22 protein-coding genes, 1 tRNA gene and 2 riboswitches are annotated in these 20975 nt (G+C 60.7%); of the genes, 15 read left to right on the forward strand and 8 right to left on the reverse strand.

All coding sequences use genetic code 11. The features are described 5' to 3' along the window. Nucleotides 1–409: 409 nt before the first annotated feature. Nucleotides 410–799: a KTSC domain-containing protein gene (locus RFER_RS12395; RefSeq protein WP_011464739.1), complete on the forward strand. Its 390-nt coding sequence runs from the start codon at nt 410–412 to the stop codon at nt 797–799. A 134-nt stretch (nt 800–933) separates the two neighbouring features. Here RFER_RS12395 and RFER_RS12400 read toward each other — a convergent pair. After that, nucleotides 934–1010: transfer RNA gene (locus tag RFER_RS12400), tRNA-Val, on the reverse strand. A gap of 165 nt (nt 1011–1175) precedes the next feature. On the opposite strand from RFER_RS12400, the gene RFER_RS12405 reads away from it, so the two are divergent. From RFER_RS12405 to RFER_RS12465, 13 genes are all read left to right on the forward strand, one after another. Next, complete coding sequence (locus tag RFER_RS12405) at nt 1176–1967, forward strand: sulfite exporter TauE/SafE family protein (RefSeq protein ID WP_011464740.1); 792 nt, start codon at nt 1176–1178, stop codon at nt 1965–1967. 63 nt (nt 1968–2030) lie between these two features. After that, on the forward strand, nt 2031–3848 hold the full coding sequence (locus RFER_RS12410) for a nitrite/sulfite reductase (RefSeq protein WP_011464741.1): 1818 nt from the start codon (nt 2031–2033) through the stop codon (nt 3846–3848). A 12-nt stretch (nt 3849–3860) separates the two neighbouring features. Beyond that, a complete protein-coding gene (locus tag RFER_RS12415; protein ID WP_011464742.1) occupies nt 3861–4301 on the forward strand; it encodes a DUF934 domain-containing protein in 441 nt (146 codons plus the stop codon). Further along, nucleotides 4288–5049, forward strand: a complete 762-nt coding sequence (locus tag RFER_RS12420; RefSeq protein WP_011464743.1) for a phosphoadenylyl-sulfate reductase — start codon at nt 4288–4290, stop codon at nt 5047–5049. Before RFER_RS12415 ends, RFER_RS12420 begins: the two co-directional genes overlap by 14 nt. Then, entirely contained in the window at nt 5046–6017 is a 972-nt protein-coding gene (gene cysD / locus RFER_RS12425; RefSeq protein ID WP_011464744.1) for a sulfate adenylyltransferase subunit CysD, read from the forward strand. The genes RFER_RS12420 and cysD overlap by 4 nt, the downstream gene beginning before the upstream one ends. After that, nucleotides 6017–7429 carry a sulfate adenylyltransferase subunit 1 gene (locus RFER_RS12430; RefSeq protein WP_011464745.1) on the forward strand — a complete coding sequence of 471 codons (1413 nt, stop codon included), beginning with the start codon at nt 6017–6019 and terminating at the stop codon, nt 7427–7429. Before cysD ends, RFER_RS12430 begins: the two co-directional genes overlap by 1 nt. Nucleotides 7430–7532: 103 nt before the next feature. After that, nucleotides 7533–7862 (forward strand): ferredoxin FdxA, encoded by a 330-nt coding sequence (fdxA, locus tag RFER_RS12435; RefSeq protein ID WP_011464746.1) that lies wholly within the window; start codon nt 7533–7535, stop codon nt 7860–7862. A gap of 7 nt (nt 7863–7869) precedes the next feature. Then, nucleotides 7870–8934: an NAD(P)/FAD-dependent oxidoreductase gene (locus tag RFER_RS12440; protein WP_011464747.1), complete on the forward strand. Its 1065-nt coding sequence runs from the start codon at nt 7870–7872 to the stop codon at nt 8932–8934. A gap of 32 nt (nt 8935–8966) precedes the next feature. Beyond that, nucleotides 8967–9075: riboswitch (TPP riboswitch) on the forward strand. A gap of 79 nt (nt 9076–9154) precedes the next feature. Continuing rightward, nucleotides 9155–10462, forward strand: a complete 1308-nt coding sequence (locus RFER_RS12445) for a purine-cytosine permease family protein (RefSeq protein ID WP_011464748.1) — start codon at nt 9155–9157, stop codon at nt 10460–10462. Then, complete coding sequence (locus RFER_RS12450; RefSeq protein ID WP_011464749.1) at nt 10459–11535, forward strand: FAD-dependent oxidoreductase; 1077 nt, start codon at nt 10459–10461, stop codon at nt 11533–11535. Before RFER_RS12445 ends, RFER_RS12450 begins: the two co-directional genes overlap by 4 nt. Beyond that, nucleotides 11532–11729 (forward strand): sulfur carrier protein ThiS, encoded by a 198-nt coding sequence (gene thiS / locus RFER_RS12455; protein ID WP_011464750.1) that lies wholly within the window; start codon nt 11532–11534, stop codon nt 11727–11729. Before RFER_RS12450 ends, thiS begins: the two co-directional genes overlap by 4 nt. A gap of 31 nt (nt 11730–11760) precedes the next feature. Beyond that, nucleotides 11761–12600: a thiazole synthase gene (locus RFER_RS12460; protein WP_011464751.1), complete on the forward strand. Its 840-nt coding sequence runs from the start codon at nt 11761–11763 to the stop codon at nt 12598–12600. Further along, complete coding sequence (locus RFER_RS12465; RefSeq protein ID WP_011464752.1) at nt 12597–13535, forward strand: thiamine phosphate synthase; 939 nt, start codon at nt 12597–12599, stop codon at nt 13533–13535. Before RFER_RS12460 ends, RFER_RS12465 begins: the two co-directional genes overlap by 4 nt. A 48-nt stretch (nt 13536–13583) precedes the next feature. Here the strand turns inward: RFER_RS12465 and RFER_RS12470 are convergent, their stop codons facing one another. Next, nucleotides 13584–13892, reverse strand: coding sequence for a c-type cytochrome (locus RFER_RS12470; protein WP_244095720.1), 309 nt, complete (start codon nt 13890–13892; stop codon nt 13584–13586). A gap of 101 nt (nt 13893–13993) precedes the next feature. Between RFER_RS12470 and RFER_RS12475 the strand changes: the two genes are divergently transcribed. Then, nucleotides 13994–14239, forward strand: coding sequence for a TIGR04438 family Trp-rich protein (locus RFER_RS12475; protein ID WP_011464754.1), 246 nt, complete (start codon nt 13994–13996; stop codon nt 14237–14239). Nucleotides 14240–14275: 36 nt separating this feature from the next. On the opposite strand, the gene thiD is transcribed toward RFER_RS12475, so the two are convergent. From thiD to RFER_RS12505, 6 genes are all read right to left on the reverse strand, one after another. Further along, the gene (gene thiD, locus RFER_RS12480) at nt 14276–15118 is read right to left on the reverse strand and encodes a bifunctional hydroxymethylpyrimidine kinase/phosphomethylpyrimidine kinase (RefSeq protein WP_011464755.1); all 843 of its coding nucleotides are present in this window, start codon (nt 15116–15118) and stop codon (nt 14276–14278) included. 28 nt (nt 15119–15146) lie between these two features. After that, nucleotides 15147–15806 carry a thiamine phosphate synthase gene (gene thiE / locus RFER_RS12485; protein WP_011464756.1) on the reverse strand — a complete coding sequence of 220 codons (660 nt, stop codon included), beginning with the start codon at nt 15804–15806 and terminating at the stop codon, nt 15147–15149. Beyond that, nucleotides 15800–16633 carry a hydroxyethylthiazole kinase gene (gene thiM, locus RFER_RS12490; protein ID WP_011464757.1) on the reverse strand — a complete coding sequence of 278 codons (834 nt, stop codon included), beginning with the start codon at nt 16631–16633 and terminating at the stop codon, nt 15800–15802. The genes thiE and thiM overlap by 7 nt, the downstream gene beginning before the upstream one ends. 41 nt (nt 16634–16674) lie before the next feature. Then, nucleotides 16675–16769: riboswitch (TPP riboswitch) on the reverse strand. Nucleotides 16770–16842: 73 nt separating this feature from the next. Then, on the reverse strand, nt 16843–17802 hold the full coding sequence (locus RFER_RS12495; RefSeq protein WP_011464758.1) for an alpha-E domain-containing protein: 960 nt from the start codon (nt 17800–17802) through the stop codon (nt 16843–16845). A gap of 17 nt (nt 17803–17819) precedes the next feature. Further along, nucleotides 17820–19367, reverse strand: a complete 1548-nt coding sequence (locus RFER_RS12500; protein WP_011464759.1) for a circularly permuted type 2 ATP-grasp protein — start codon at nt 19365–19367, stop codon at nt 17820–17822. A gap of 146 nt (nt 19368–19513) precedes the next feature. Beyond that, the gene (locus RFER_RS12505; protein ID WP_011464760.1) at nt 19514–20884 is read right to left on the reverse strand and encodes a tryptophanase; all 1371 of its coding nucleotides are present in this window, start codon (nt 20882–20884) and stop codon (nt 19514–19516) included. Nucleotides 20885–20975: the final 91 nt, after the last annotated feature.

Consider the following 20975-nt stretch of genomic DNA (forward strand, 5'->3'; position numbering starts at 1 on the left):
GTATTGTCAACCGATTGGCTTATGACCGATGCTACCCCTTGGACAATGACGAGTTTCATACCGCTGCCGTGATGGCACACCTAAGCGCATTCCAGACCGCAAGCCTGAACACGTAGCGCCCGTTCTTGCTTGGCGTTGTGGTTTTAGCGGCAATGCATGAATTGGCTTGCGACTTGATGTGCGCCGACATGAAGCACTGCACCACAAGAGCAGCCCACCGTCAAGACTCGATTTTTAACCCCGAACGACTGGTACCGGGAATTCGATTCGGTGATGGGCCGTTATTGGGCGTCCTCCAATGTCGGCACTGCTCGACAGCAGGCGTTCAGGTCCGTCAAATGGGCAACGCCAAGCCGAGTGACACCCCCCAGTTCTTTCTGACTGGCCGGTACGGAGCAACGATTTCGCAATGTATACCCGCTTTGTGTCTCTTGCGGGCATTCATGGCGGCGCCGACGCCAGCCACCACCAACTGGATAGACTTGCCGCATCACCCCTTGCCGACGCCCTTCGAGAGACTTCAAACATGCCCACCAAGACGTTCACAAGCGGCCGCATCAAGAAGGCCGACTACAACACTGCGTCGCGACAGCTGGACCTGCATTGGGACAACAAGACCGTCCTGGCCTACAAGCATGTTCCCGAAGAGGTGTATCGGCGCCTTTGCAGCGCACCCAACCCGGCGGCGTACTGGGAGGACCGGATCGCGGAGGAGTACCCGAAGGGCACACCGATGACCTCCAGCGCTGATCCAGATGGAGCCAAGAAACTTGATGACCTGTTTGGGGGCGGGGACTGAGTGGCCGGGCGGCTGCGGGTTCAGTCGTCATTGAAATCCTCGCATCGATGCTCCGCGCTTGTTTATGCCGGCAATCCCGCCCTGAAGCGCTAAAAAAAAAAGCCCCATCTCCGCGGGAGAAGGGGCTTTGAATTTGGTAGGCGCAATTGGACTCGAACCAACGACCCCCACCATGTCAAGGTGGTGCTCTAACCAGCTGAGCTATGCGCCTGAAATTGTCATCAGCCGCAAATTGTAGCAGCAAAATTTAGCCCACCTCAAACCCGAACTTGCACAAGTTCAGGTGTCTGAAGACCTCCTTTATAGCCAGATCGCATATCCAAATCATCAAAAGATAGTTTGAAATATAAAGCCTTGCCTTTAGAGTCCACCTCCTATGCAAGACTTCGCTTTCATTTTTGCCGGCTTTTTTGTTGGAATCGTGGTCGGCCTCACCGGGGTCGGCGGCGGCTCACTGATGACACCCATCCTGATCTTTGTTTTTGGCGTCAAGCCCTACATGGCCGTCGGCACCGATCTGCTGTTTGCCGCGTTTACCAAAATGGGCGGCACCGTCAAGATGGCACGCGCGCGTCAGGTGGAGTGGCGTGTCGTGTTTCATCTCTCGGCGGGCAGCATTCCGGCGGCATTGATTACCCTTTTGATCCTCAACCGAGTGGGTGCGGCCAGCGCCCATGTTCAGCATCTGATGACCAGCACGCTGGGCGTGGCCTTGCTGCTCACGGCGGCAGCCACCCTGTACAAGGCCATGCGCGGCAAGGCAGCACCCACGTCTGTGGCGCGCGGCCAGGAGGCACTGGCCGCCAAGCCCTTGCACTGGAGCCTGCCGCTGCTGTTTGGTGCCGTGATTGGCACACTCGTGACCCTCACCTCCGTGGGCGCGGGTGCCATTGGCGTCACCGTGCTGATGGTGTTGTACCCCTTGCTGCCGCTGCCGCGCATTGTGGCGGCCGATATTGCCTATGCCGTGCCGCTCACCCTGGTGGCGGGGCTGGGCCACGCCTCGCTGGGTTCGGTGGACTGGCCCTTGCTGGCCAAACTGCTGGCGGGTTCGATTCCCGGCATCTGGGTCGGCTCGCACCTGATGTCGCGCATTCCAGAGCGGATGATTCGTTCCCTGCTGTCCGTGCTGCTGGCCTATGCCGGCACCAAATTAATCGCCCTGTGACACTTCACCGGACAATCCACCCTCTTTAAACCGTCGGTTCAGCCCTTTTGACCTTAATCCACCATGTACCAATACACCGACTTTGACCGCCAATTTGTTCATCAACGCGCCGCGCAGTACCGCGACCAGCTTGAGCGCAACCTGAGCGGTCAGCTCAGCGACGATGATTTCCGCCCCTTGCGGCTGCAAAACGGCTGGTATGTGCAGCGCTACGCGCCCATGCTGCGTGTGGCGGTGCCGTACGGCGAGCTGGCCAGCCGGCAACTGCGCGTGCTGGCCCGCATTGCGCGCGAGTTTGACCAACCCAGCGCGCAGGTTTATGAGACCGCCACGACGACCCAGGCCGCGCTGGGCACGCCGCATTTGCCCACCGGTTACGGCCACTTCACGACCCGCCACAACGTGCAGTTCAACTGGATCCCGCTGGACAAGAGTGCCGATGTGATGGAACTGCTGGCCAGTGTGGACATGCACGGCATTCAGACCAGCGGCAATTGCATTCGCAACATCACCAGCGACGCGCTGGCCGGTGTGGCGGTTGACGAGGACATCGACCCGCGCCCGTATTGCGAAATCATGCGCCAGTGGAGCACGCTGCACCCCGAGTTTGCGTTTTTGCCGCGCAAGTTCAAGATCGCGGTCTCGGGCGCACGGGAGGACCGCGCGGCCACCGCCTGGCACGACATTGGTCTGCACCTGCTGCGCGACGCGGACGGCCAGATCGGCTTCAAGGTCCAGGTGGGGGGCGGCATGGGCCGCACACCGGTCATTGCCAGCACCATCCGTTCCTTTTTGCCTTGGAACGAGATTCTGAACTTTCTGGAAGCCGTGGTGCGCGTCTATAACCGCTGGGGCCGACGCGACAACATGTACAAGGCGCGCATCAAGATTCTGGTCAAGGCCGAGGGCCAGCGCTTCATCGACGAGGTCGAGGCCGAGTACCAGGACATCCTGACCCACGACGGCGCGCCGCACACGATTCCGCAGACCGAGCTGGACCGGGTTTCAGCATCATTCAGGCCGCCTGCCCTTGCGCAGCAAGGACAAGCAGCTATCAAGAATGAAGCGACTGAATGGTCGGACAAGGACGCCAACGAGTACCAGCGCTGGCTCAGGCAAAACGTGGCGCCGCACAAAGACCCCGCTTTGCGCGCCGTCACCCTGTCGTTCAAGCGCCTGGGTCAGGCCCCGGGCGACGCCAGCGCCGATCAGTTGGATACCGCCGCTGATCTGGCGGACCGGTTCAGCGCCGGTGAAGTACGCGTCACGCACCAGCAGAACCTGCTGCTGCCCTGGGTACGCGCCGACCAGTTGCCCGCGCTGTGGCAGGCGGCCCGTCAAGCCGGTCTGGCCAAAGCCAACATCGGGCTGTTGACCGACATGATTGCCTGCCCCGGCGGCGACTTGTGCGCGCTGGCCAACGCCCGCTCCATTCCCGTGGCCGCGGCGATCAGCGAGCGCTTCCAGGACCTTGACGAGCTGTTTGACCTGGGCCAGATTGACCTGCACATCAGCGGCTGCATCAACTCCTGCGGTCACCATCACAGCGGTCACATCGGCATTTTGGGCGTCGACAAGGATGGGCGCGAGTGGTACCAGGTGTCGCTCGGCGGCTCGGACGGCAGCACACTGTCTGGCGCCGCCGTGCCGGGCAAGGTGATTGGGCCGTCATTTGCGGCGTCTGAAGTGACCGATGTGGTGGAGGCGCTGCTGGACACCTACCGCCTGCAGCGTTTGCCTGGTGAGCGTTTTATCACCACCGTGCGGCGCCTCGGTCTGGAGCCGTTTCGCGCTGCCGCCAACCAAGTGCGCAGCGAGACCGGCAACAGCGGCAAAGAACTCCATATTCATCTGACCACGGCCGATGCCTTGACCGATTGAGATCAAACCCTTATGCAAAATACTCTCAAATTAATAGCTGCCAACCTAGATTCAACGCTGGCTACAGGCCTGAATGTCATAAATTTGGCGAACGATGCCGACCCGCGCACCGTGGCGCTGGCTGGGGTGGACCGCGTTGAGCTGAACTTCCCCAAGTTCACCGATGGCCGCGCCTTTAGCCAGGCGTTGTTGCTGCGCCGCCGTCTGGGCTTCAAGGGCGAGATTCGCGCCACCGGCGACGTGCTGATCGACCAAGTGCTGCAAATGCAGCGCAGCGGCTTTGATGCCGCCGTGCTGCGCGCTGACCAGGACATCGAGCAGGCGCAGCGCCAGCTTGAGCGCTTCAGCGGCTTTTACCAAGGTGATGTGCAGCGAGCGCCCCTGTTTGCGGCGGCAACCGGCGTCTCTGCCGGCGTCAAAACACCGAAGGAGTTGCGGCATGAGCGCCATTGATCTCAACGCCCGCGCCTCAGGCAACTTTGAAGCCAAACTGCTTGAGACAACTGCAGTGCTGCAACAGGCCGCGCGTGACTACGCGCCGCTGAGCGCAGGTACTGCGCCGCGTGTCACGCTGGCTTGCAGTCTGGGCGCCGAAGACATGGTGATTGCACACCTGATCAACAGCTTGCAGCTCGACATTGGCATTTTTGTGCTGGAAACGGGCATGCTGCACACCGAGACGCTTGACTTGCTGGCTCGCCTCAAAGCCTCGTCACGCGCCCCGGTGCAGGTCTTCACCCCGGCCACCGAGGCGGTCGTGCAGTTTGTGGCGCGTGAAGGCAAGGAGGCGATGTACAAAAGCATTGAACTGCGCAAAGCCTGCTGCAACATCCGGAAAATGGAACCTTTGAACCGCGCCCTCACAGGCAAAGCCGCCTGGATCACCGGCCTGCGCCGCGAGCAGTCCGGCGCGCGCGCGGACGTGCCCCTGATCGACACCTCAGATGCCACCCGCGTCAAGCTCAACCCGCTGGCCAACTGGACCTGGGGTGACGTCTGGCATTTCATCGCCATCAACAAGATTGACTACAACCCGCTGCACGACCAGTTTTACCCCAGCATCGGCTGCGCGCCCTGCACCCGGGCCATCAGCCTGGGCGAAGATTTTCGCGCCGGGCGCTGGTGGTGGGAAGACGAGACAGCCAAAGAATGCGGCCTGCATGTCAAAGCCAGCCCACTGCCAGAAAAGGCCCCCACATGAATGCCCCGATACTTTCCAACCTGCTGCAACCCATGACGCACCACCCCCGCCCTGACCATCTCAGCAACGCCCATCTCGATGCGCTGGAGGAAGAAACCATCTTCATCCTGCGCGAGGTGGCGGCCGCGTTTGAGCGCCCGACCTTGCTGTTCTCCGGCGGCAAAGACTCGCTGGTGATGCTCAAGTGCGCTGAAAAAGCCTTTATGGACAGCAAAACCGGCGGCCACATTCCCTACCCGCTGCTGATGATCGACACCGGCCACAACTTCCATGAGGTCACTGATTTCCGTGACGCCCGGGCCAAAGAGCTGGGCGCCGAGCTGATTGTGCGCAGCGTCGAAGACTCGATGGCGCGTGGCACCGTGCGGCTGGCGCATCCGGGCGAAAGCCGCAACGTGCACCAGTCGGTCACGCTGCTCGAAGCCATTGAAGAATTCCGCTTTGACGCGCTGATTGGCGGGGCCCGGCGTGACGAAGAAAAGGCGCGCGCCAAGGAGCGCATCTTCAGCCACCGCGACAGTTTTGGTCAATGGCAACCGAAAGAGCAACGCCCCGAGCTGTGGACGCTGTTCAACACTCGCCTGCACCCAGGTGAACACTTCCGGGTATTCCCGATCAGCAACTGGACCGAGCTCGATGTGTGGCAGTACATTGCCCGTGAACGGGTCGCCCTGCCCTCGCTTTATTACACGCACCAACGGGCGGTGGTGGAGCGCAAAGGCCTGCTGGTGCCGGTGACCGACTTGACCCCGGCCAAGCCGGGTGAGCAAGTGCAAACACGCAACGTGCGGTTTCGCACCGTGGGCGACATCACCTGCACCTGCCCGGTGGAAAGCCGGGCCGCGACGCCGGACGACATCGTGATCGAAACCCTGGCCGCCGATGTGAGCGAGCGCGGCGCGACCCGCATGGACGACAAAACCTCTGAGGCTTCGATGGAGAAGCGCAAGAAAGACGGATACTTCTGATGGACACTACGACTTCAATAGCTGCTCGCGCTTATTCCACGGGGGCTAGCGGCCGAAATGATATAAATATTGACACGCAATCGGCCTTGCGCTTCATCACCTGCGGCAGCGTCGATGACGGCAAAAGTACGCTGATTGGCCGCCTGTTGATCGACAGCCGCTCGGTGCTGTTGGACCAACTGGCCAACGTCTCCAAGAGCGGCGAGGCGGACCTGGCGCAGTTCACCGACGGCCTGTCGGCCGAGCGCGAGCAAGGCATCACCATCGACGTGGCCTACCGTTACTTCAACACCGCGCAGCGCAAATTCATCATTGGCGATGCCCCCGGCCACGAGCAATACACCCGCAACATGGTCACCGCCGCCAGCAGCGCCGATGCCGCCGTGGTGCTGGTCGATGCCACCAAACTGCAATGGCAAAGCCCCAACCTGGAGTTGCTGCCGCAAACCCGGCGCCATTCGCTGCTGGCCCACTTGCTGCGCGTCAACAGCATCGTGTTTGCCGTCAACAAGCTCGATGCGCTGGAAGACACGGCCAAGCCCGAGACGGCGGGCCAGGCCGCACTGGCGTTTGCCAATATCAGCCACGCGCTGGCAGCATTTTCGCAAGCCGCTGGCATTGAGGTGGCGGCGATCGTGCCGATTTCTGCGCTCAAGGGGCACAACGTGGTGGAAGCGGCCGAGGGCTGGTGCGGCTACAGCGGCCCGAGTCTGCTCGACATTCTGGAATTGTTGCCCGTGACCCCGGCGGATACCGCCTTGCCGCTGGCCTTTCCGGTGCAGTGGGTCGAAAAATTCTCCTCCAGCAGCGACACCTCGCAGGGTCGGCGTGTCTTTTGGGGCCGTGTCGCCACCGGTTTTGCCCAGGTCGGGCAAACCGTCAAACTGTTGCCCAGCGGCCAGAGCGCCAGCATTGCACAGGTGCTGGGCCACACGCGCCAACCCGGCGCGGTGGCCGCCGGGCACAGCGCCGGCATTGTGCTGGACCGTGAGGTCGATGTGTCGCGCGGCGACTGGCTGCTGGCGGTTGAACCTGCTCCAACAGAGACCCCGATGGCCGAGGATGATTTCGATACCGTGCCAGCCAGCGCCAGCCTGGCACCCAGCCGCGAACTCAAGGTCACCGTTGCCTGGATGGACGACGAGCCGCTGGTCGCGGGTCGCGTTTATTGGGCGCTGCATGGGCACCGCTGGGTCAAAGCCCGGATCAAGCGCATCGTGCACAAGCTCGACATCAACACCCTGGCCGAAGAAGCCGCCACGGCGCTGGCCGCGAATGCCATCGGCCATGTCGAGCTGCTGCTGCAAGAGCCGATAGCGGCGCGGCCCTTCAGCCAGTCCCGGGTGCTGGGTGCGCTGGTGCTGGTGGACACGGCCTCGCACAAAACCTCGGGCGCGGTGCTGATCAATTGACTCCGTTCAAGTAATCCCGTGGCCTGCAAGGTCAATTTGGATCAATCGATCTTGAAACCCAATAAAATCACTGCTTTTCACCCACCTTGTCGAAAAACACAACATGACACATACCGTCACTGAAGCCTGTATCAAATGCAAGTACACCGATTGCGTTGATGTCTGTCCCGTGGATTGCTTTCGCGAGGGCCCCAACTTTCTGACCATTGACCCCGATGAGTGCATTGACTGCGCCGTCTGCATCCCCGAGTGCCCTGTCAACGCCATCTACGCCGAAGAAGACGTGCCCAAAGATCAGCAGCACATGACCAAAATCAACGCCGAGCTGGCCAAGTTACCAGGCTGGAAAACCATCACCAAGCGCAAGCCCGCGCTGCCTGAGGCCGAAGAGTGGAAAGACAAGACCGGCAAGCTGCCGTATCTGATTCGTTGACCCGCCGGTGCGCAACCATCAAGACCCCATAGAAACCGACGCTGTGATCGTCGGTGCCGGCCCGGTCGGGCTGTTTCAGGTGTTCGAACTCGGCCTGCTCGAAATCAAGGCCCACGTGGTCGATTCGCTGGCCTACCCCGGCGGTCAGTGCATTGAGCTCTATCCGGACAAACCGATTTATGACATTCCGGCGGTGCCGGTCTGTACCGGCCGGGAGCTGACGCAAAACCTGCTGAAACAGATTGCGCCGTTTGGTGCCACCTTTCACTACGGGCAGGAAGTCACGGTGGTGGAAAAACAAAGCGACGGACGTTTTTTTGTAGAAACCTCCAAGGGCACACGCTTCCTGAGCAAAACCATCTTCATTGCTGCAGGCGTGGGCGCCTTCCAGCCGCGCACCCTCAAGGTTGACGGCCTGGAGGTGTTTGAAGACTCGCAATTGTTTTACCGCGTGCGCAACCCGGCCGATTTTGCGGACAAGAATCTGGTCATCGTCGGTGGCGGCGATTCCGCCCTCGACTGGGCCCTGGACTTTGTCAAGGACGGCCCCAACAAAGCCGCCAGCGTGATCCTGATCCATCGTCGCGACGGCTTCAAGGCGGCGCCGGCGAGTGTGGCCAAGATGCGCGAACTGTGCGACGCGCTGGAGATGCAGTTCATCGTGGGTCAAGTCACCGGCTTTGAAGCCCAGGACAGCCTGCTGACCGGCATCAAAGTCACCGGTGCTGACGGCGTCACCCGTGTCGTGCCGCTCGATGTGTTACTGGTATTTTTTGGTTTGTCGCCCAAACTCGGCCCCATTGCCGAGTGGGGTCTGGACATCGAGCGCAAACAGCTCAAGGTGGACACCGAGAAGTTTTCAACCAGCGAGCCAGGTATTTTTGCCGTCGGCGATATCAACATCTACCCCGGCAAAAAGAAACTGATCTTGAGTGGCTTTCATGAATGCGCACTCGCCGCCTTTGGCGCCATGCCGATCATTTCGCCCGAAAAAAAGGTCTTTTTGCAGTACACCACCACCAGTCCGAAGCTGCACAAAGTGTTGGGGGTAGAGTCGCCGGTGTTTGACTGAGTAGAATCTGCATCGCGCTCTTTCGCTGGAGCGCATTTCGCTAGGGGTGTTGCCAGGCTTTTAATGAAAGCGGGTGACTGAGAAAGTCCCTTTGAACCTGACTGAGGTAATCCTCGCGCAGGGAAGCAAGTCTGAACATAGGTGTCACCGCCTTCTCTGCTGACACAACTGCGTTTTCAGATTCAGCCAACCTGCCAACTTTTTTGCATGGAGCAAATAGATGGCAAATACAAATTTCACCGACCAGGTCAACCAGGCTTTAACGCCAGTGGGGACCGCTGAGCGGGTCTTTAGCTGGCACGACCACGCCTCCCTCTGGTTCAGCCTGGGCGTGGGCCTGCTGGTGATGCAGGTCGGCGCTTACCTGGTGCCGGCCGTGGGCAGCCGTGATGCGGTCATTGCCATTGTGCTGGGATCGCTGCTGGGCGCCGGCCTGCTGGCCTGGACGGCCAAGCTGGGTTGCGACAGCGGCCTGTCCAGCGCCGGCCTGATGCACGCCACCTATGGCAGTTACTTTGCACGTTTGCCGGTGCTGTTGAACCTGGCCCAGCTCATCGGCTGGACCACCTTTGAGCTGGTGGTGATGCGCGACGGCACGGCCGCCATCGCCCAACAATCTTTGGGTCTGTCGCTGGACGGCACGGGCGGCATCGTCGTCACCACGCTGTTGTGGGGCGCGGTGCTGACGCTGCTGCTGGCAGGCTCCATGACGCAGCTGGTGCGAAAAGTCATCAGCCGGGTCGGCCTGCCGCTGGTGATTGCGTCGCTGTTGTGGCTGACCTGGCAGTTTGGCGGCCAACTGCACAGCAAGGGGCTTGAAGCGTTTTGGGCCAGAGAGGGCGATGGCAGCATGGGCATGCTCTCGGCGATGGACCTGGTCATCGCCATGCCGGTGTCATGGCTGCCGCTGGTGGCCGACTATGCGCGCTACGGCAAGTCAGGCCGCAGCGCCCTGAGCGGCACCTGGCTCGGCTACGCGCTGGCCAACATCTGGTGTTACGCACTCGGCGTGATGGTGGTCAGTGTGGCGCAGCCCGATGTCAATCTGGTCAGCGCCCTGCTGCTGGCACAGGGCGGGCTGATCGCGCTGAGCCTGATCCTGGTGGATGAAATTGACAACGCCTATGGCGACGTCTACTCTGGCGCGGTGTCGGCGCACAGCATCAAGTCGTCATGGACGGTGCGGCAATGGGGGCTCGGGCTGGCGTTGCTGTGCACGGGCCTGGCGCTGGTGTTGCCGATGCACAGTCTGGAGCCGTTTTTGTTGTTGTTGAGCTCGGTTTTTGTGCCGCTGTACGGGGTTATTCTGGGGCGCCTGAGCGGTGTTTCAGTGCGCTTGCAACCAATGCAGCGCAAGGTGGACTTCAGTGCCGCTTTGCTGTGGCTGGCTGGCATTGCGGTCTATCACTTGCTGGCGAAATGGGCGCCGCAATGGGGTGCTGCCTTACCCACGCTGGCACTGACCTTTGGCTTGGCCTGGTTGACACGCGCCAACGTGTCTATGAATCAATTGGGAGAACCCGCATGAACATCGTTATTTTGGGTGCCGGTCTGATGGGGCGCTTGCTCGCGTGTGAATTGGCCCGTGCAGGTCACCAGCTTGAATTATTTGATGCGGGTGGCCCCGAGGCGCTGAACTCGGCGGCCCGTGCCGCGGCAGCCATGTTGGCACCGCTGGCGGAGTCGGCCGTCGCCGAGGACCCGGTGGTGAAAATGGGCGTGTACGGGCTCGGCCGCTGGCCTGCGCTGATTGCGCAACTCGATGAGCCGGTGTTCTTTCAGCAGCAGGGCACGATGGTGGTCTGGCATCGGCAAGATGTGGCTGAGGCAACACGCTTTTCACGCCAGCTTGATGCCACGGCGCAACGCCTGCCAACGCTGCCCATAGCGCAGCCGCTGGATGCGTCGGGCATCGCTCGGTTGGAGCCCTGTCTGGCTGCGCATTTTTCACAAGGCCTCTACCTGCCGGGCGAAGGCCAGTTGGACAACCACCAGTTGCTCGCCGCCACGCTGCATCAACTCCAGCGACTGCAGGTGACGATTCACTGGAACAGTCCACGCGTCCTCAGCGACTTCTCCCCGGGGCAGCCGGGGCAGCCCCACTGGGTATTTGACTGCCGGGGCTTGGGTGCGCACCCGCAGTGGTCCGCGTTGCGTGGCGTGCGCGGCGAGATCATCACGCTGCTGGCGCCGCACGTGAAACTGTCGCGCCCCACGCGACTGCTCCATCCGCGCTACCCGATCTACATTGCGCCCAAACAAGACGGCTATTTTCTGGTCGGCGCCACCGAAATTGAGTCCGATGACCTCTCACCGATGAGCGTGCGCTCAGCGCTGGAGCTGCTCGGCGCCGCCTATACGGTGGACAGTGGTTTTGCCGAGGCGCGCATTGTGGAATTGGTCGCCCAGTGCCGCCCAGCCTTGCCCGACAACCTGCCCTGCATCCGCCAGTTGGGCCCGCGCGTGATGCAAATCAACGGCCTCTATCGCCACGGCTACCTGATGGCCCCGGCCCTGCTGGATGTGGCGCTGGAACTGTTTGAAACCGGCGCATCGCCGCTGGCGAACGATTTTGCCCTGTCGATCCACCAATTGCCATGAACGTCATCATCAACCAGACCCGGCACACTCTCCCTGAGGGTGCCACACTGGCCGATGCGATTGAGTTGCTGCAAGCGCGGGCGCCTTTTGCGGCGGCCGTGAACCTGCAGTTTGTGCCCCATACCCGCTACAGCCAAACCCGACTGCAGCGCGACGACCGGATCGACATCATTGCACCGGTCACTGGCGGATAGGGGTCCCGGAACGTTTTAGAAAATTTTCACCATGTCAATGACCTCCCTGAATTCAAGCGCAGATACCCCCAGCGCCGATCCATTGCTGCTGTACGGCCAGCGCTTTGACAGCCGCTTGTTGCTGGGCACCTCCCGTTACCCCTCGCCACGCATTCTGGAGGCGGCGCTGCGCCTGGCCCAGCCGGCCATGCTCACCGCATCGCTGCGGCGACAAAACGTCAGCGACCCGGATACACCTAACCGGTTTTGGGAACTGCTAAGAACACTGGGTACGCCGGTGCTGCCCAACACCGCCGGTTGCCACAGCATGCAGGAGGTCATCACGACCGCGCAGATGGCACGCGAGGTGTTTGAGACGCCCTGGATCAAGCTCGAACTCATTGGCGACGACTACACCTTGCAGCCTGACACCCTGAATCTGGTGCAGGCGGCCAGCCAGCTGATCAAGGAGGGCTTCAACGTGCTGCCGTATTGCACGGAAGACCTGGTGCTGTGCCAGCGCCTGGTGGACGCAGGTTGCCAGGCCATCATGCCGTGGGCGGCGCCGATTGGCACCGGCAAAGGCCCCATCAACGCCTACGCGCTGCGCACCCTGCGTGAGCGCCTGAGCGTGCCCATGATCGTGGACGCCGGCTTGGGCCTGCCATCACACGCTTGCCAGGTGATGGAATGGGGTTTTGACGGCGTGCTGCTCAACACCGCCGTGGCCCTGGCGCAAGACCCCGTGGCCATGGCAGGAGCTTTTGCCGCTGCCACCCAGGCGGGACGCACTGCATATTTAAGCGGCGCCATGCCCGAGCAGCAGGCGGCGCAGCCCAGCACCCCCGTGCTGGGCACACCCTTTTGGCATCAGCTTGGAGCCGCTACATGAGCCAGCATGACAGCATGGTGCAGACCATCGTCACGGCCCACGCCGATCTCGCTTTGGCGCCTGGCGCCGGCACATCGCAGCGCGCAGCCACCGCCACCTTCACCTGTGATGCAGCGGCTTACCGCGCCGCCAAAAGCGCCTGCCTGGCGCTCGGTTTCATTGAGGCGGATGCCGAATGCGTGGCACTGGCCTGGCAAAACCAGACTGATCGCACCGGGCATTTTGACGTGACGGTCTGGCCCGACCAGCCTGAGGATTTCAGTATGCAGGCCTGGCCGCGCCCAACTGCGTTTGCGGCTTGCCCGCGTCAATTGGGCCTGTACGCGGTCCTGCCCGATGCGGTCTGGGTGGGGCGTATGGCACGCGCTGGCGTGTCCACCGTTCAACTGCGCTTCAAATCCGATGACACGGTGGTCATTGCCCGTGAAGTACGCGCTGCGGTTATGGCGGTCAAAGGCACGAATGCCCGGCTTTTTATCAACGACCATTGGCAAGCCGCCATCGATGCCGGGGCCTATGGCGTGCATCTGGGGCAGGAGGACATGGTCGAAGCAGACCTGGAAAAGATCAGGGCGGCGGGCTTGCGTTTGGGTCTGAGCAGTCACGGTTACGCCGAGATGCTGCGGGCAGATCACTACAGTCCGAGCTACATCGCCATGGGTGCGGTGTTTGCCACCACGCTCAAACGCATGCTGACACCACCGCAAGGCCTGGCACGACTGGGTGCTTATGCCCGGCTGATGCGTGACTACCCCAAAGTGGCGATTGGGGGAATTGACGCCAGCAAACTGCTGGACGTGCTGAACTGCGGCGTGGGATCGATTGCGGTGGTACGTGCCCTGGTGGCCGCTGAAAATCCTGAGGTCATGGCCAATAGTCTGCAAGCCAAGATCAACGACAGGCTCTCGGCTATGGCGCCTGAGCCCGCGCTTTGAGATGCTGGGCGTTGCGCGCGGGTGCCGTGGAACAATCGATTCGGCAACTTATTTCAGGCTCAGAACCCACTCTGCCAGTTTTCTGGCTTCCGCTTCGTTGACCTGCGTATTGGCCGGCATCGGCACCGCACCCCAGACGCCAGAGCCGCCCTTCATGATTTTTGTTGCCAGCTTGCCGGCCGCGTCTTTTTGACCGGCGTATTTCTTCGCAACATCCTGATACGCCGGACCCACCAATTTTTTGTCGACGGTATGACAGGCCAAACAATTCTTGGATTTGGCAAGCGCCAGATCGGCCCATGCAGGAAGAGTTACCGCGACAGCGGCAATTAAAGCGAGAATGGAACGTTTAATCATTGACACCTTATCGGTTGGCTTAAAGCTGATAAACGCCATTGTATTGATTGGCGTTGACACTCACCGCCGTAATGACATGCAACAAATGACAGGATTTTGATATGTATTTATTAGGACTGGGGCTGGCTTTTCTCGTCATGAAGTATCTGGAGGTCGGCCCAGTGGCGGCATGGAGTTGGTGGGTTGTTCTGGCGCCCTTTGGCCTCGCCGTGCTCTGGTGGGCATGGGCTGACAACTCCGGCTACACAAAAAAGAAAGCGATGGAACGTGAAAATAGTCGCAGGCAGGATCGAATTGACAGAAACCGGGAAAACCTCGGAACTTCCACCAAGAAGAACCGGCGTTAAGGGCTCAAGCAGCGAGCAGAACCGCTCAAAAAAAAATCAAGATTTACGCGGTCGCATGGCAATCGGTGCGTAGCCATGGTTAAGCGGTCCACTGCCCTTGCCGGTACGCACCTGTGCACCCGCCTGCAAGGCCTCGCGCACAAAGTTGCGGGCCTGTTGCACGGCATCGGGCAGTGAAGCGCCCAGGGCCAGATAGGCCGCGATGGCCGACGACAGGGTGCAGCCGGTGCCGTGGGTGTTGGGACTGTCAATGCGTGGCGCCTCCATCCAGAGTTTTTCACCGCCGGCGCTCAGCAGCAAGTCCATCACGTTGTGGCCCGGCAAGTGACCCCCTTTGAGCAAAACAGCGCGCGCGCCTTTGGCCAGCAAGTCAAGTGCCGCCCGCTCCATATCTTGCTTTGAGACCAGGGGGTAGCCCACCAGCAGCGCGGCCTCATCCAGGTTGGGGGTGATCACTGCAGCGCGGCCAAATAGCTCGCGCACCAGCACCTCGATCGCAGCGTCGTCAATCAACACCGCCCCACTGGTGGCCACCATCACCGGGTCGAACACCACATGGTGCATGGCATGCCGGTCAATCGCCTGGGCGACCGTTTGCACGATTTCCGGCGAGTGCAACATGCCGATCTTGACCGCATCAGCGCCAATGTCTTCCATCACGGCGTCAATCTGGTCGCGCAGCATCTGCGGCGGCACGGCATGGATCGCGCGCACGCCGCAGGTGTTTTGCGCCGTGAGCGCGGTAATGGCGGTCATGCCGTAGCAACCCAGCGCCGAAAATGTTTTCAGATCAGCCTGTATACCCGCGCCACCACCGCTGTCTGAGCCTGCAATGGAAAGAACCCGGGGGTACTCAAATTTGAATATATTGGTAATCATCAATTAGTCCTCGCTTGTCGGGTCTCGATCAGACCGCGTCGATGAGTTGTCTCAGCCTGAGCGCCGCCACACAGGGGTCTTGCGCCGCACACAGCGCGCTCACCACCGCCAGCCCATCGGCACCGGCCAATAGCACCTCGCGCGCGTTGCCAACATGAATGCCCCCAATCGCCACCAAGGGTACGGTTGTCGCCCGCCGGACCTGGCGCAAGCCCTCCAGTCCCCACGGTGGCAAGGTATCGGTTTTGGTGGGTGTGGCAAAGATCGGGCTGACGCCCAAATAATCCACCGGCAGCTCGGCACTGCGCGCAACGTCTTCCAGGGTCTCAACCGACCAGCCGATGAAGACCTCGGGTGGCAACAGCCGGCGCGCCTGCGTCACCGGCATATCGCTCTGCCCCAGATGCACACCCTGCGCGCCACAGGCCAGCGCAACGTCAATCCGGTCATTGATGACGAGTGGAATGCCATGCGGCGCGAGCAGATCCTTCAATGCCAGCGCTTGGGCTAAAAAATCACGGGTATTGAGTTGCTTCTCGCGCAGCTGCACACAGGTGACGCCGCCTTGCACCGCCGCGGCCACCACATCAGCCAGCGTACGGCCACCGGCGCAGAACTGGTCGGTGACCAGATACAAACGCAGTGCCTGCAAGCGCACGTCGTGTGCCAAGGTGCTGGCGCCTACCACTGAGCGACTTCGAGTTTCAGCCGCTGCTCAAAAGTGCCCTGGTCAAGCAGCTGTAACTCGTCCAACAAAGCCATTTGCAAGCTGCCGACACCCTTGCCACGTGCGATTACCTTTTCCGCCGCCACTTCACCCACCACGCCCAGCAAGGCCATCGCGGCCACTGTGGCGCGCCAGGCATCGGGCTGCACGGCACAAAAAGCGCCAATGAGTGCGGTGGCCGAGCACCCCACGCCGGTGATACGTGTCATCCACGCATGCCCGTTGGACAGTTGCGCCCAACGATGGCTGGCATCCAGAATATGGTCGATTTGCCCACTGACGCAAACGACGCCCTGAGTCCGCTGGACCAAGGACTGGGCCGCGCCCAGCGCATCGGTGGCGGCGGCGCTGCTGTCCACACCGCGGGTCTGTGCGGCGGAGCCTGCCACGCTCATGATCTCCGAGCCGTTGCCCCGCACCACCGTCGGCAAGGACGTCATCAAAAGCTGTTCAATGGCTTCGTTTCGGTACTTGGTGGCACCTGCCCCCACCGGGTCCAGCACCACGGGAATGCCTCGCTTGGCGGCAGCGCGCAGCGCCAACTGCATGCTCTCGATCCAGTACGGGTCCAGCGTGCCAATATTGAGCACCAGAGCCTGGGCAATGCCCACCATGTCAGCCACCTCTTCATGCGCGTGCGCCATGACCGGTGACGCCCCGGCCGCCAACAGCACATTGGCATTGAAATTGATCACCACCAGGTTGGTGATGCTGTGCACAAGAGGAGAGCGGTCGCGCACCGCGCAGACATCAGACCAAAGATCAGAAAATGAAAGTTTTGCGGCCATGTGGTTCCTGAAAAAAGAAGACATGGGCCAGACTGGCGAGGAAGGAAAAAATGAAGCTTCCCTACGCTGGTACGACCCAGATCAGGTTCAAAGAGTATGTCTCAGTCACCCGCAGGCGACACCTCTAGCAAGCACGGATTATCCCCGAATTCATCGCTGATTTGATGACATTAATGGGCCGCGGCCACAGCCCTGTCAGCTCAATCACTTCAGGCGGGGGCTGGAACCAGAAAATCGCGGCTGATACTGACACCCAGGTCGTTCACGCGGTCCAGAAACTGCGTCAAGAAGGCATGCAGTCCGGTCGCCAGAATTTCATCAATACGCCCATACTGAAGACTGGCCCGCAGCTTGCCCGCCCGGCGCTGGGTTTCGCCCGATTGCTCACTGCCCACCAACTCCAGATTGCTAACCACTTCGTTCATGCTGGCGTGCAGCGAGCGCGGCATGTCGGCCCGCAAAATCAACAGTTCGGCCACACGTTCGGGCTTGATGATGTCACGGTACACCTTGCGATAGACCTCAAAACCCGACACGCTGCGCAAAATCGCGCTCCAGTGGTAGAAGTCGTACTCCGTCGCCTTGCCATTGGACGCATCAGAAGGGTCGCTTTGCAGCGCATAAAACTTCACATCCACCAGACGCGCCGTGTTGTCGGCGCGCTCCAAAAAAGTGCCCAGCCGCATGAAGTGCAGCGCTTCGTCCATCAGCATAGTGCCCACCGTGACGCCGCGCGACAGGTGCGAACGGAACTTGACCCATTCAAAAAACTGACCCGGATCGCGTTCAAACTCGCCCGACTTGATCATGCGTTTGACCTCCAGCCAAGTCTGGTTCTGCGTCTCCCACACTTCGGTGGTGAGCGTGCCGCGCACCGCCCGCGCATTTTCGCGCGCTGCACTCAGGCACGAGACGATGCTCGATGGATTGCTGTCGTCCTTGACCATGAAATCCATCACGTTGCGAACATTGATCCCGCCATGGGTTTGGGTGTAGCTCGGCAGCAACTCACTGATACTCAGCAAGCCTTTCCAGCCCACTTGCGCCGCCGCATTGGATTGGGGCAAGAGTGAGGTCTGGTAATTCACATCCAGCATGCGGGCCGTGTTCTCGGCCCGTTCGGTGTAACGCGACATCCAGAACAGGTGATCGGCAGTGCGTGACAACATGAAATTTCTCCTTGTGCTCAGGACGACCGGGTTTGAGGTTGATTCTGGGTCTGCGTGGCGGTCGACGCCCCGGACGGTGTTGGCAAAGCGGCGGTGCGGGGCGTTTCGTCCGTCTCCAGAACCCAGGTATCTTTTGTACCGCCGCCTTGTGACGAATTGACGACCAGCGAGCCCTCTTTCAGCGCCACGCGGGTCAAGCCGCCGGGCACCATCTGCACCGTCTTGCCGCTCAGAACATAGGGGCGCAAATCGACGTGGCGCGGCGCAATGCCACTCTCCACAAAAGTGGGGCAGCTCGACAGGCTGAGTGTCGGCTGCGCAATGTAGCCACTTGGGTTGGCCAGCACCGCTTTTCGGAAAACTTCGATCTCGGCGCTGGTGGCGGCCGGTCCGACCAGCATGCCATAGCCACCGGCCCCATGTACCTCTTTGACCACCAGCTCCTTCATGTGAGCCAGCGTATAGGCCAGATCGTCCTTGTTGCGGCACATGTAGGTGGGCACGTTGTTGAGAATCGGTTTTTCACCCAGATAGAACTCGATCATCTTGGGCACGTAGGGGTAGATCGACTTGTCATCGGCCACGCCGGTGCCCACCGCATTACAAATGGTCACGTGGCCCGCGCGGTACACGTCCAGCAGGCCGGCGCACCCCAGGGTTGAGGTGGACCGGAACACCGTGGGGTCCAGAAAGTCGTCATCCACCCGTCGATAAATCACATCCACCCGCAGCGGGCCGCGCGTGGTGCGCATGTAGACAAAGTTGTCCTTCACCAGCAGGTCTTGCCCTTCGACCAGTTCCACCCCCATTTGCTGCGCCAGAAACGCGTGTTCAAAGTAGGCGCTGTTGTGCATGCCCGGGGTCAGCACCACCACCGTGGGCTCGGCCGTGGTGGCGGGGCTGCTGTCACGCAGGGTTTCCAACAGCAAATCGGGGTAATGCGCAATCGGCGCCACGCGGTGCGCATTGAACAACGCAGGAAACAGCCGCATCATCATCTTGCGGTCTTCCAGCATGTAGCTCACGCCACTGGGCACACGCAGGTTGTCTTCCAGCACGTAGTACACACCCTCGCCTGCGGCATCGGGCGCGCGCACGATGTCGATGCCCGAAATATGCGAATAGATGTTGTTGGGCACATCCACGCCCATCATCTCGGCGCGAAACTGGGCGTTGTGCTCAAGCTGCTCACGTGGCAGCACCCCGGCCTTGACGATCTCCTGCTCATGGTAGACGTCATGCAAAAAACGATTGAGCGCGGTGACACGCTGTACCAGTCCACGCTCCAGAAAAGCCCAGTCCTGGGCGGCAATGATGCGAGGGATCAGGTCAAACGGAATCAGGCGCTCGGTGCCGGCACCCTCTTCGTCTTTTTCGCCATAAACGGCAAAGGTGATGCCGACGCGACGGAAGATCATCTCAGCCTCTTCACGCCGCTTGGCCATCATGTCGCCGGGTTGGCGCGCCAGCCACTCGTCATAAATCTTGTAGTGGTCCCGAATCTGCGCCCCTTTCGTATAAAACTGGTAGGGCAGCCGGGTATACATCTCGTCGAATTTCTGCATAAACTTGATCGCTCCTGCTTCTAGCTTAGCAAGGTTTGCGCCAATCCAACTTGGTGCACTGGTCTGATTGTTACTTTTTTGTCAACGCGTGGTCTGAGTGAATGGGAAAGACAAGCCCTTGCACCAGCCCAGGTAACCAGCGAACCTCAAACCCAGTCACATTCGCAAGTGAAGTGGCGCAGGTACTGGGGCTGCTTGGTGATCTTCACGCCCCGGATGCTGGCCGCTTTTTGCTTGACCTCGTCAATCACCTCGGCGGCGTAATCGAAGTGGCTCTGCGTGTACATGCGCCGCGGAAACGCCAGCCGCACCAGTTCCATGCTGTGGTAGGTCTCGCTGCCGTCAAGCAGCCGCTTGCCGAACATCACAGAGCCGATTTCAACCCCGCGAATGCCACCCTCCAGATACAGCGCATTGCACAACGCCCAGGCCGGGTAATGTTGAATGGGCATGTTGGGCAGCACCGTTTTGGCATCGATGTAAACCGCGTGGCCGCCGGTGGGTTTGACAAAGCCCACGCCCGAAGCTTCCAGCCGCTCGCCCAGGTACTCTGCCGTGCGCAGGCGGTAGCGCAGATAGTCTTCCTGCATGCCTTCTTCCAGCCCCACAGCCAGCGCTTCCAGATCACGCCCGGCCAGCCCGCCGTAAGTGGGGAAACCTTCGGTCATGATCAGCACATTGCGCACGGCGTCCATCCACTCTTCGCTGCGCAGCACGATGAAGCCGCCGATATTGACCATGCCGTCTTTTTTGGCACTCATGGTGGCCCCGTCGGCGTAACTGAACATCTCCTGCACGATTTGCTTGATGGGGGTGTTTTCGTACCCCGGCTCGCGCATCTTGATGAACATGGCGTTTTCCGAGAAGCGGCAAACGTCCATGATCAAGGGTTTGCCGTAGGCTTTGAGCAGCTTGGCATAAGCGCGGATATTGGCCATGGACACCGGCTGGCCGCCACCGGTGTTGTTGGTCACGGTGATCATGCCAAACGGGATGCGATCGCCCTCGGTTTTGAGCAGCGCCTCGACCCGGGCCAGATCGATATTGCCCTTGAACGGGTAAAGCAGCGCGGGCTGCAAGCCTTCCGGGATGACCAGATCGACCGCCTCGACACCGAGGTATTCCAGATTGGCGCGGGTGGTGTCGAAGTGGCTGTTGTTGGGCACCAGATCGCCCTTTTTGCAGACGGCGGTGAACAACACTTTTTCGGCCGCGCGCCCCTGGTGCGTCGGCACAAAGTGCTGCATGCCGGTGATGCCCTGGATCACGGCCTCTAACCGGTAGAAGCTGCGCGCCCCGGCGTAGCTTTCGTCGCCCTCCATGATGGCGCCCCATTGTTTGGAGGACATGGCGCCGGTGCCGGAATCGGTCAGCCAGTCAATCAGCACGTCTTCGGCGCGCAGCTTGAAGACATTGAGCTTGGCGGCTGCCAGCAGTCGCTCACGCTCGGGTCGGGTGGTCATTCGGATGGGCTCGACGCTTTTGATACGAAACGGTTCAATCAGGGTTTTGGGCATGGTGCATGACAAGTTAGGAATGAAGGCGCAAAGTTATCACCGCCGAAATCAGCGTGGTGTCGGGTATTCCCAACAGATTGCAAAATTTCGT

Origin of the sequence: Rhodoferax ferrireducens T118 (genome assembly GCF_000013605.1) — a bacterium.
Lineage (GTDB): Bacteria > Pseudomonadota > Gammaproteobacteria > Burkholderiales > Burkholderiaceae_C > Rhodoferax > Rhodoferax ferrireducens.

What these genes read in the sequence shown, in the direction of transcription:
- RFER_RS12420 (WP_011464743.1), top strand. Translation starts at nt 4,288, where the DNA reads ATGAGCGCCATTGATCTCAACGCCCGCGCCTCAGGCAACTTTGAAGCC.
- RFER_RS12405 (WP_011464740.1), top strand. Translation starts at nt 1,176, where the DNA reads ATGCAAGACTTCGCTTTCATTTTTGCCGGCTTTTTTGTTGGAATCGTG.
- RFER_RS12495 (WP_011464758.1), bottom strand. Translation starts at nt 17,802, where the DNA reads ATGTTGTCACGCACTGCCGATCACCTGTTCTGGATGTCGCGTTACACC.
- RFER_RS12410 (WP_011464741.1), top strand. Translation starts at nt 2,031, where the DNA reads ATGTACCAATACACCGACTTTGACCGCCAATTTGTTCATCAACGCGCC.
- RFER_RS12465 (WP_011464752.1), top strand. Translation starts at nt 12,597, where the DNA reads ATGAGCCAGCATGACAGCATGGTGCAGACCATCGTCACGGCCCACGCC.
- thiS (WP_011464750.1), top strand. Translation starts at nt 11,532, where the DNA reads ATGAACGTCATCATCAACCAGACCCGGCACACTCTCCCTGAGGGTGCC.
- fdxA (WP_011464746.1), top strand. Translation starts at nt 7,533, where the DNA reads ATGACACATACCGTCACTGAAGCCTGTATCAAATGCAAGTACACCGAT.
- RFER_RS12500 (WP_011464759.1), bottom strand. Translation starts at nt 19,367, where the DNA reads ATGCAGAAATTCGACGAGATGTATACCCGGCTGCCCTACCAGTTTTAT.
- RFER_RS12460 (WP_011464751.1), top strand. Translation starts at nt 11,761, where the DNA reads ATGTCAATGACCTCCCTGAATTCAAGCGCAGATACCCCCAGCGCCGAT.
- RFER_RS12430 (WP_011464745.1), top strand. Translation starts at nt 6,017, where the DNA reads ATGGACACTACGACTTCAATAGCTGCTCGCGCTTATTCCACGGGGGCT.
- RFER_RS12470 (WP_244095720.1), bottom strand. Translation starts at nt 13,892, where the DNA reads ATGATTAAACGTTCCATTCTCGCTTTAATTGCCGCTGTCGCGGTAACT.
- RFER_RS12505 (WP_011464760.1), bottom strand. Translation starts at nt 20,884, where the DNA reads ATGCCCAAAACCCTGATTGAACCGTTTCGTATCAAAAGCGTCGAGCCC.
- thiM (WP_011464757.1), bottom strand. Translation starts at nt 16,633, where the DNA reads ATGGCCGCAAAACTTTCATTTTCTGATCTTTGGTCTGATGTCTGCGCG.
- RFER_RS12445 (WP_011464748.1), top strand. Translation starts at nt 9,155, where the DNA reads ATGGCAAATACAAATTTCACCGACCAGGTCAACCAGGCTTTAACGCCA.
- RFER_RS12395 (WP_011464739.1), top strand. Translation starts at nt 410, where the DNA reads ATGTATACCCGCTTTGTGTCTCTTGCGGGCATTCATGGCGGCGCCGAC.
- RFER_RS12450 (WP_011464749.1), top strand. Translation starts at nt 10,459, where the DNA reads ATGAACATCGTTATTTTGGGTGCCGGTCTGATGGGGCGCTTGCTCGCG.
- RFER_RS12475 (WP_011464754.1), top strand. Translation starts at nt 13,994, where the DNA reads ATGTATTTATTAGGACTGGGGCTGGCTTTTCTCGTCATGAAGTATCTG.
- thiD (WP_011464755.1), bottom strand. Translation starts at nt 15,118, where the DNA reads ATGATTACCAATATATTCAAATTTGAGTACCCCCGGGTTCTTTCCATT.
- RFER_RS12415 (WP_011464742.1), top strand. Translation starts at nt 3,861, where the DNA reads ATGCAAAATACTCTCAAATTAATAGCTGCCAACCTAGATTCAACGCTG.
- cysD (WP_011464744.1), top strand. Translation starts at nt 5,046, where the DNA reads ATGAATGCCCCGATACTTTCCAACCTGCTGCAACCCATGACGCACCAC.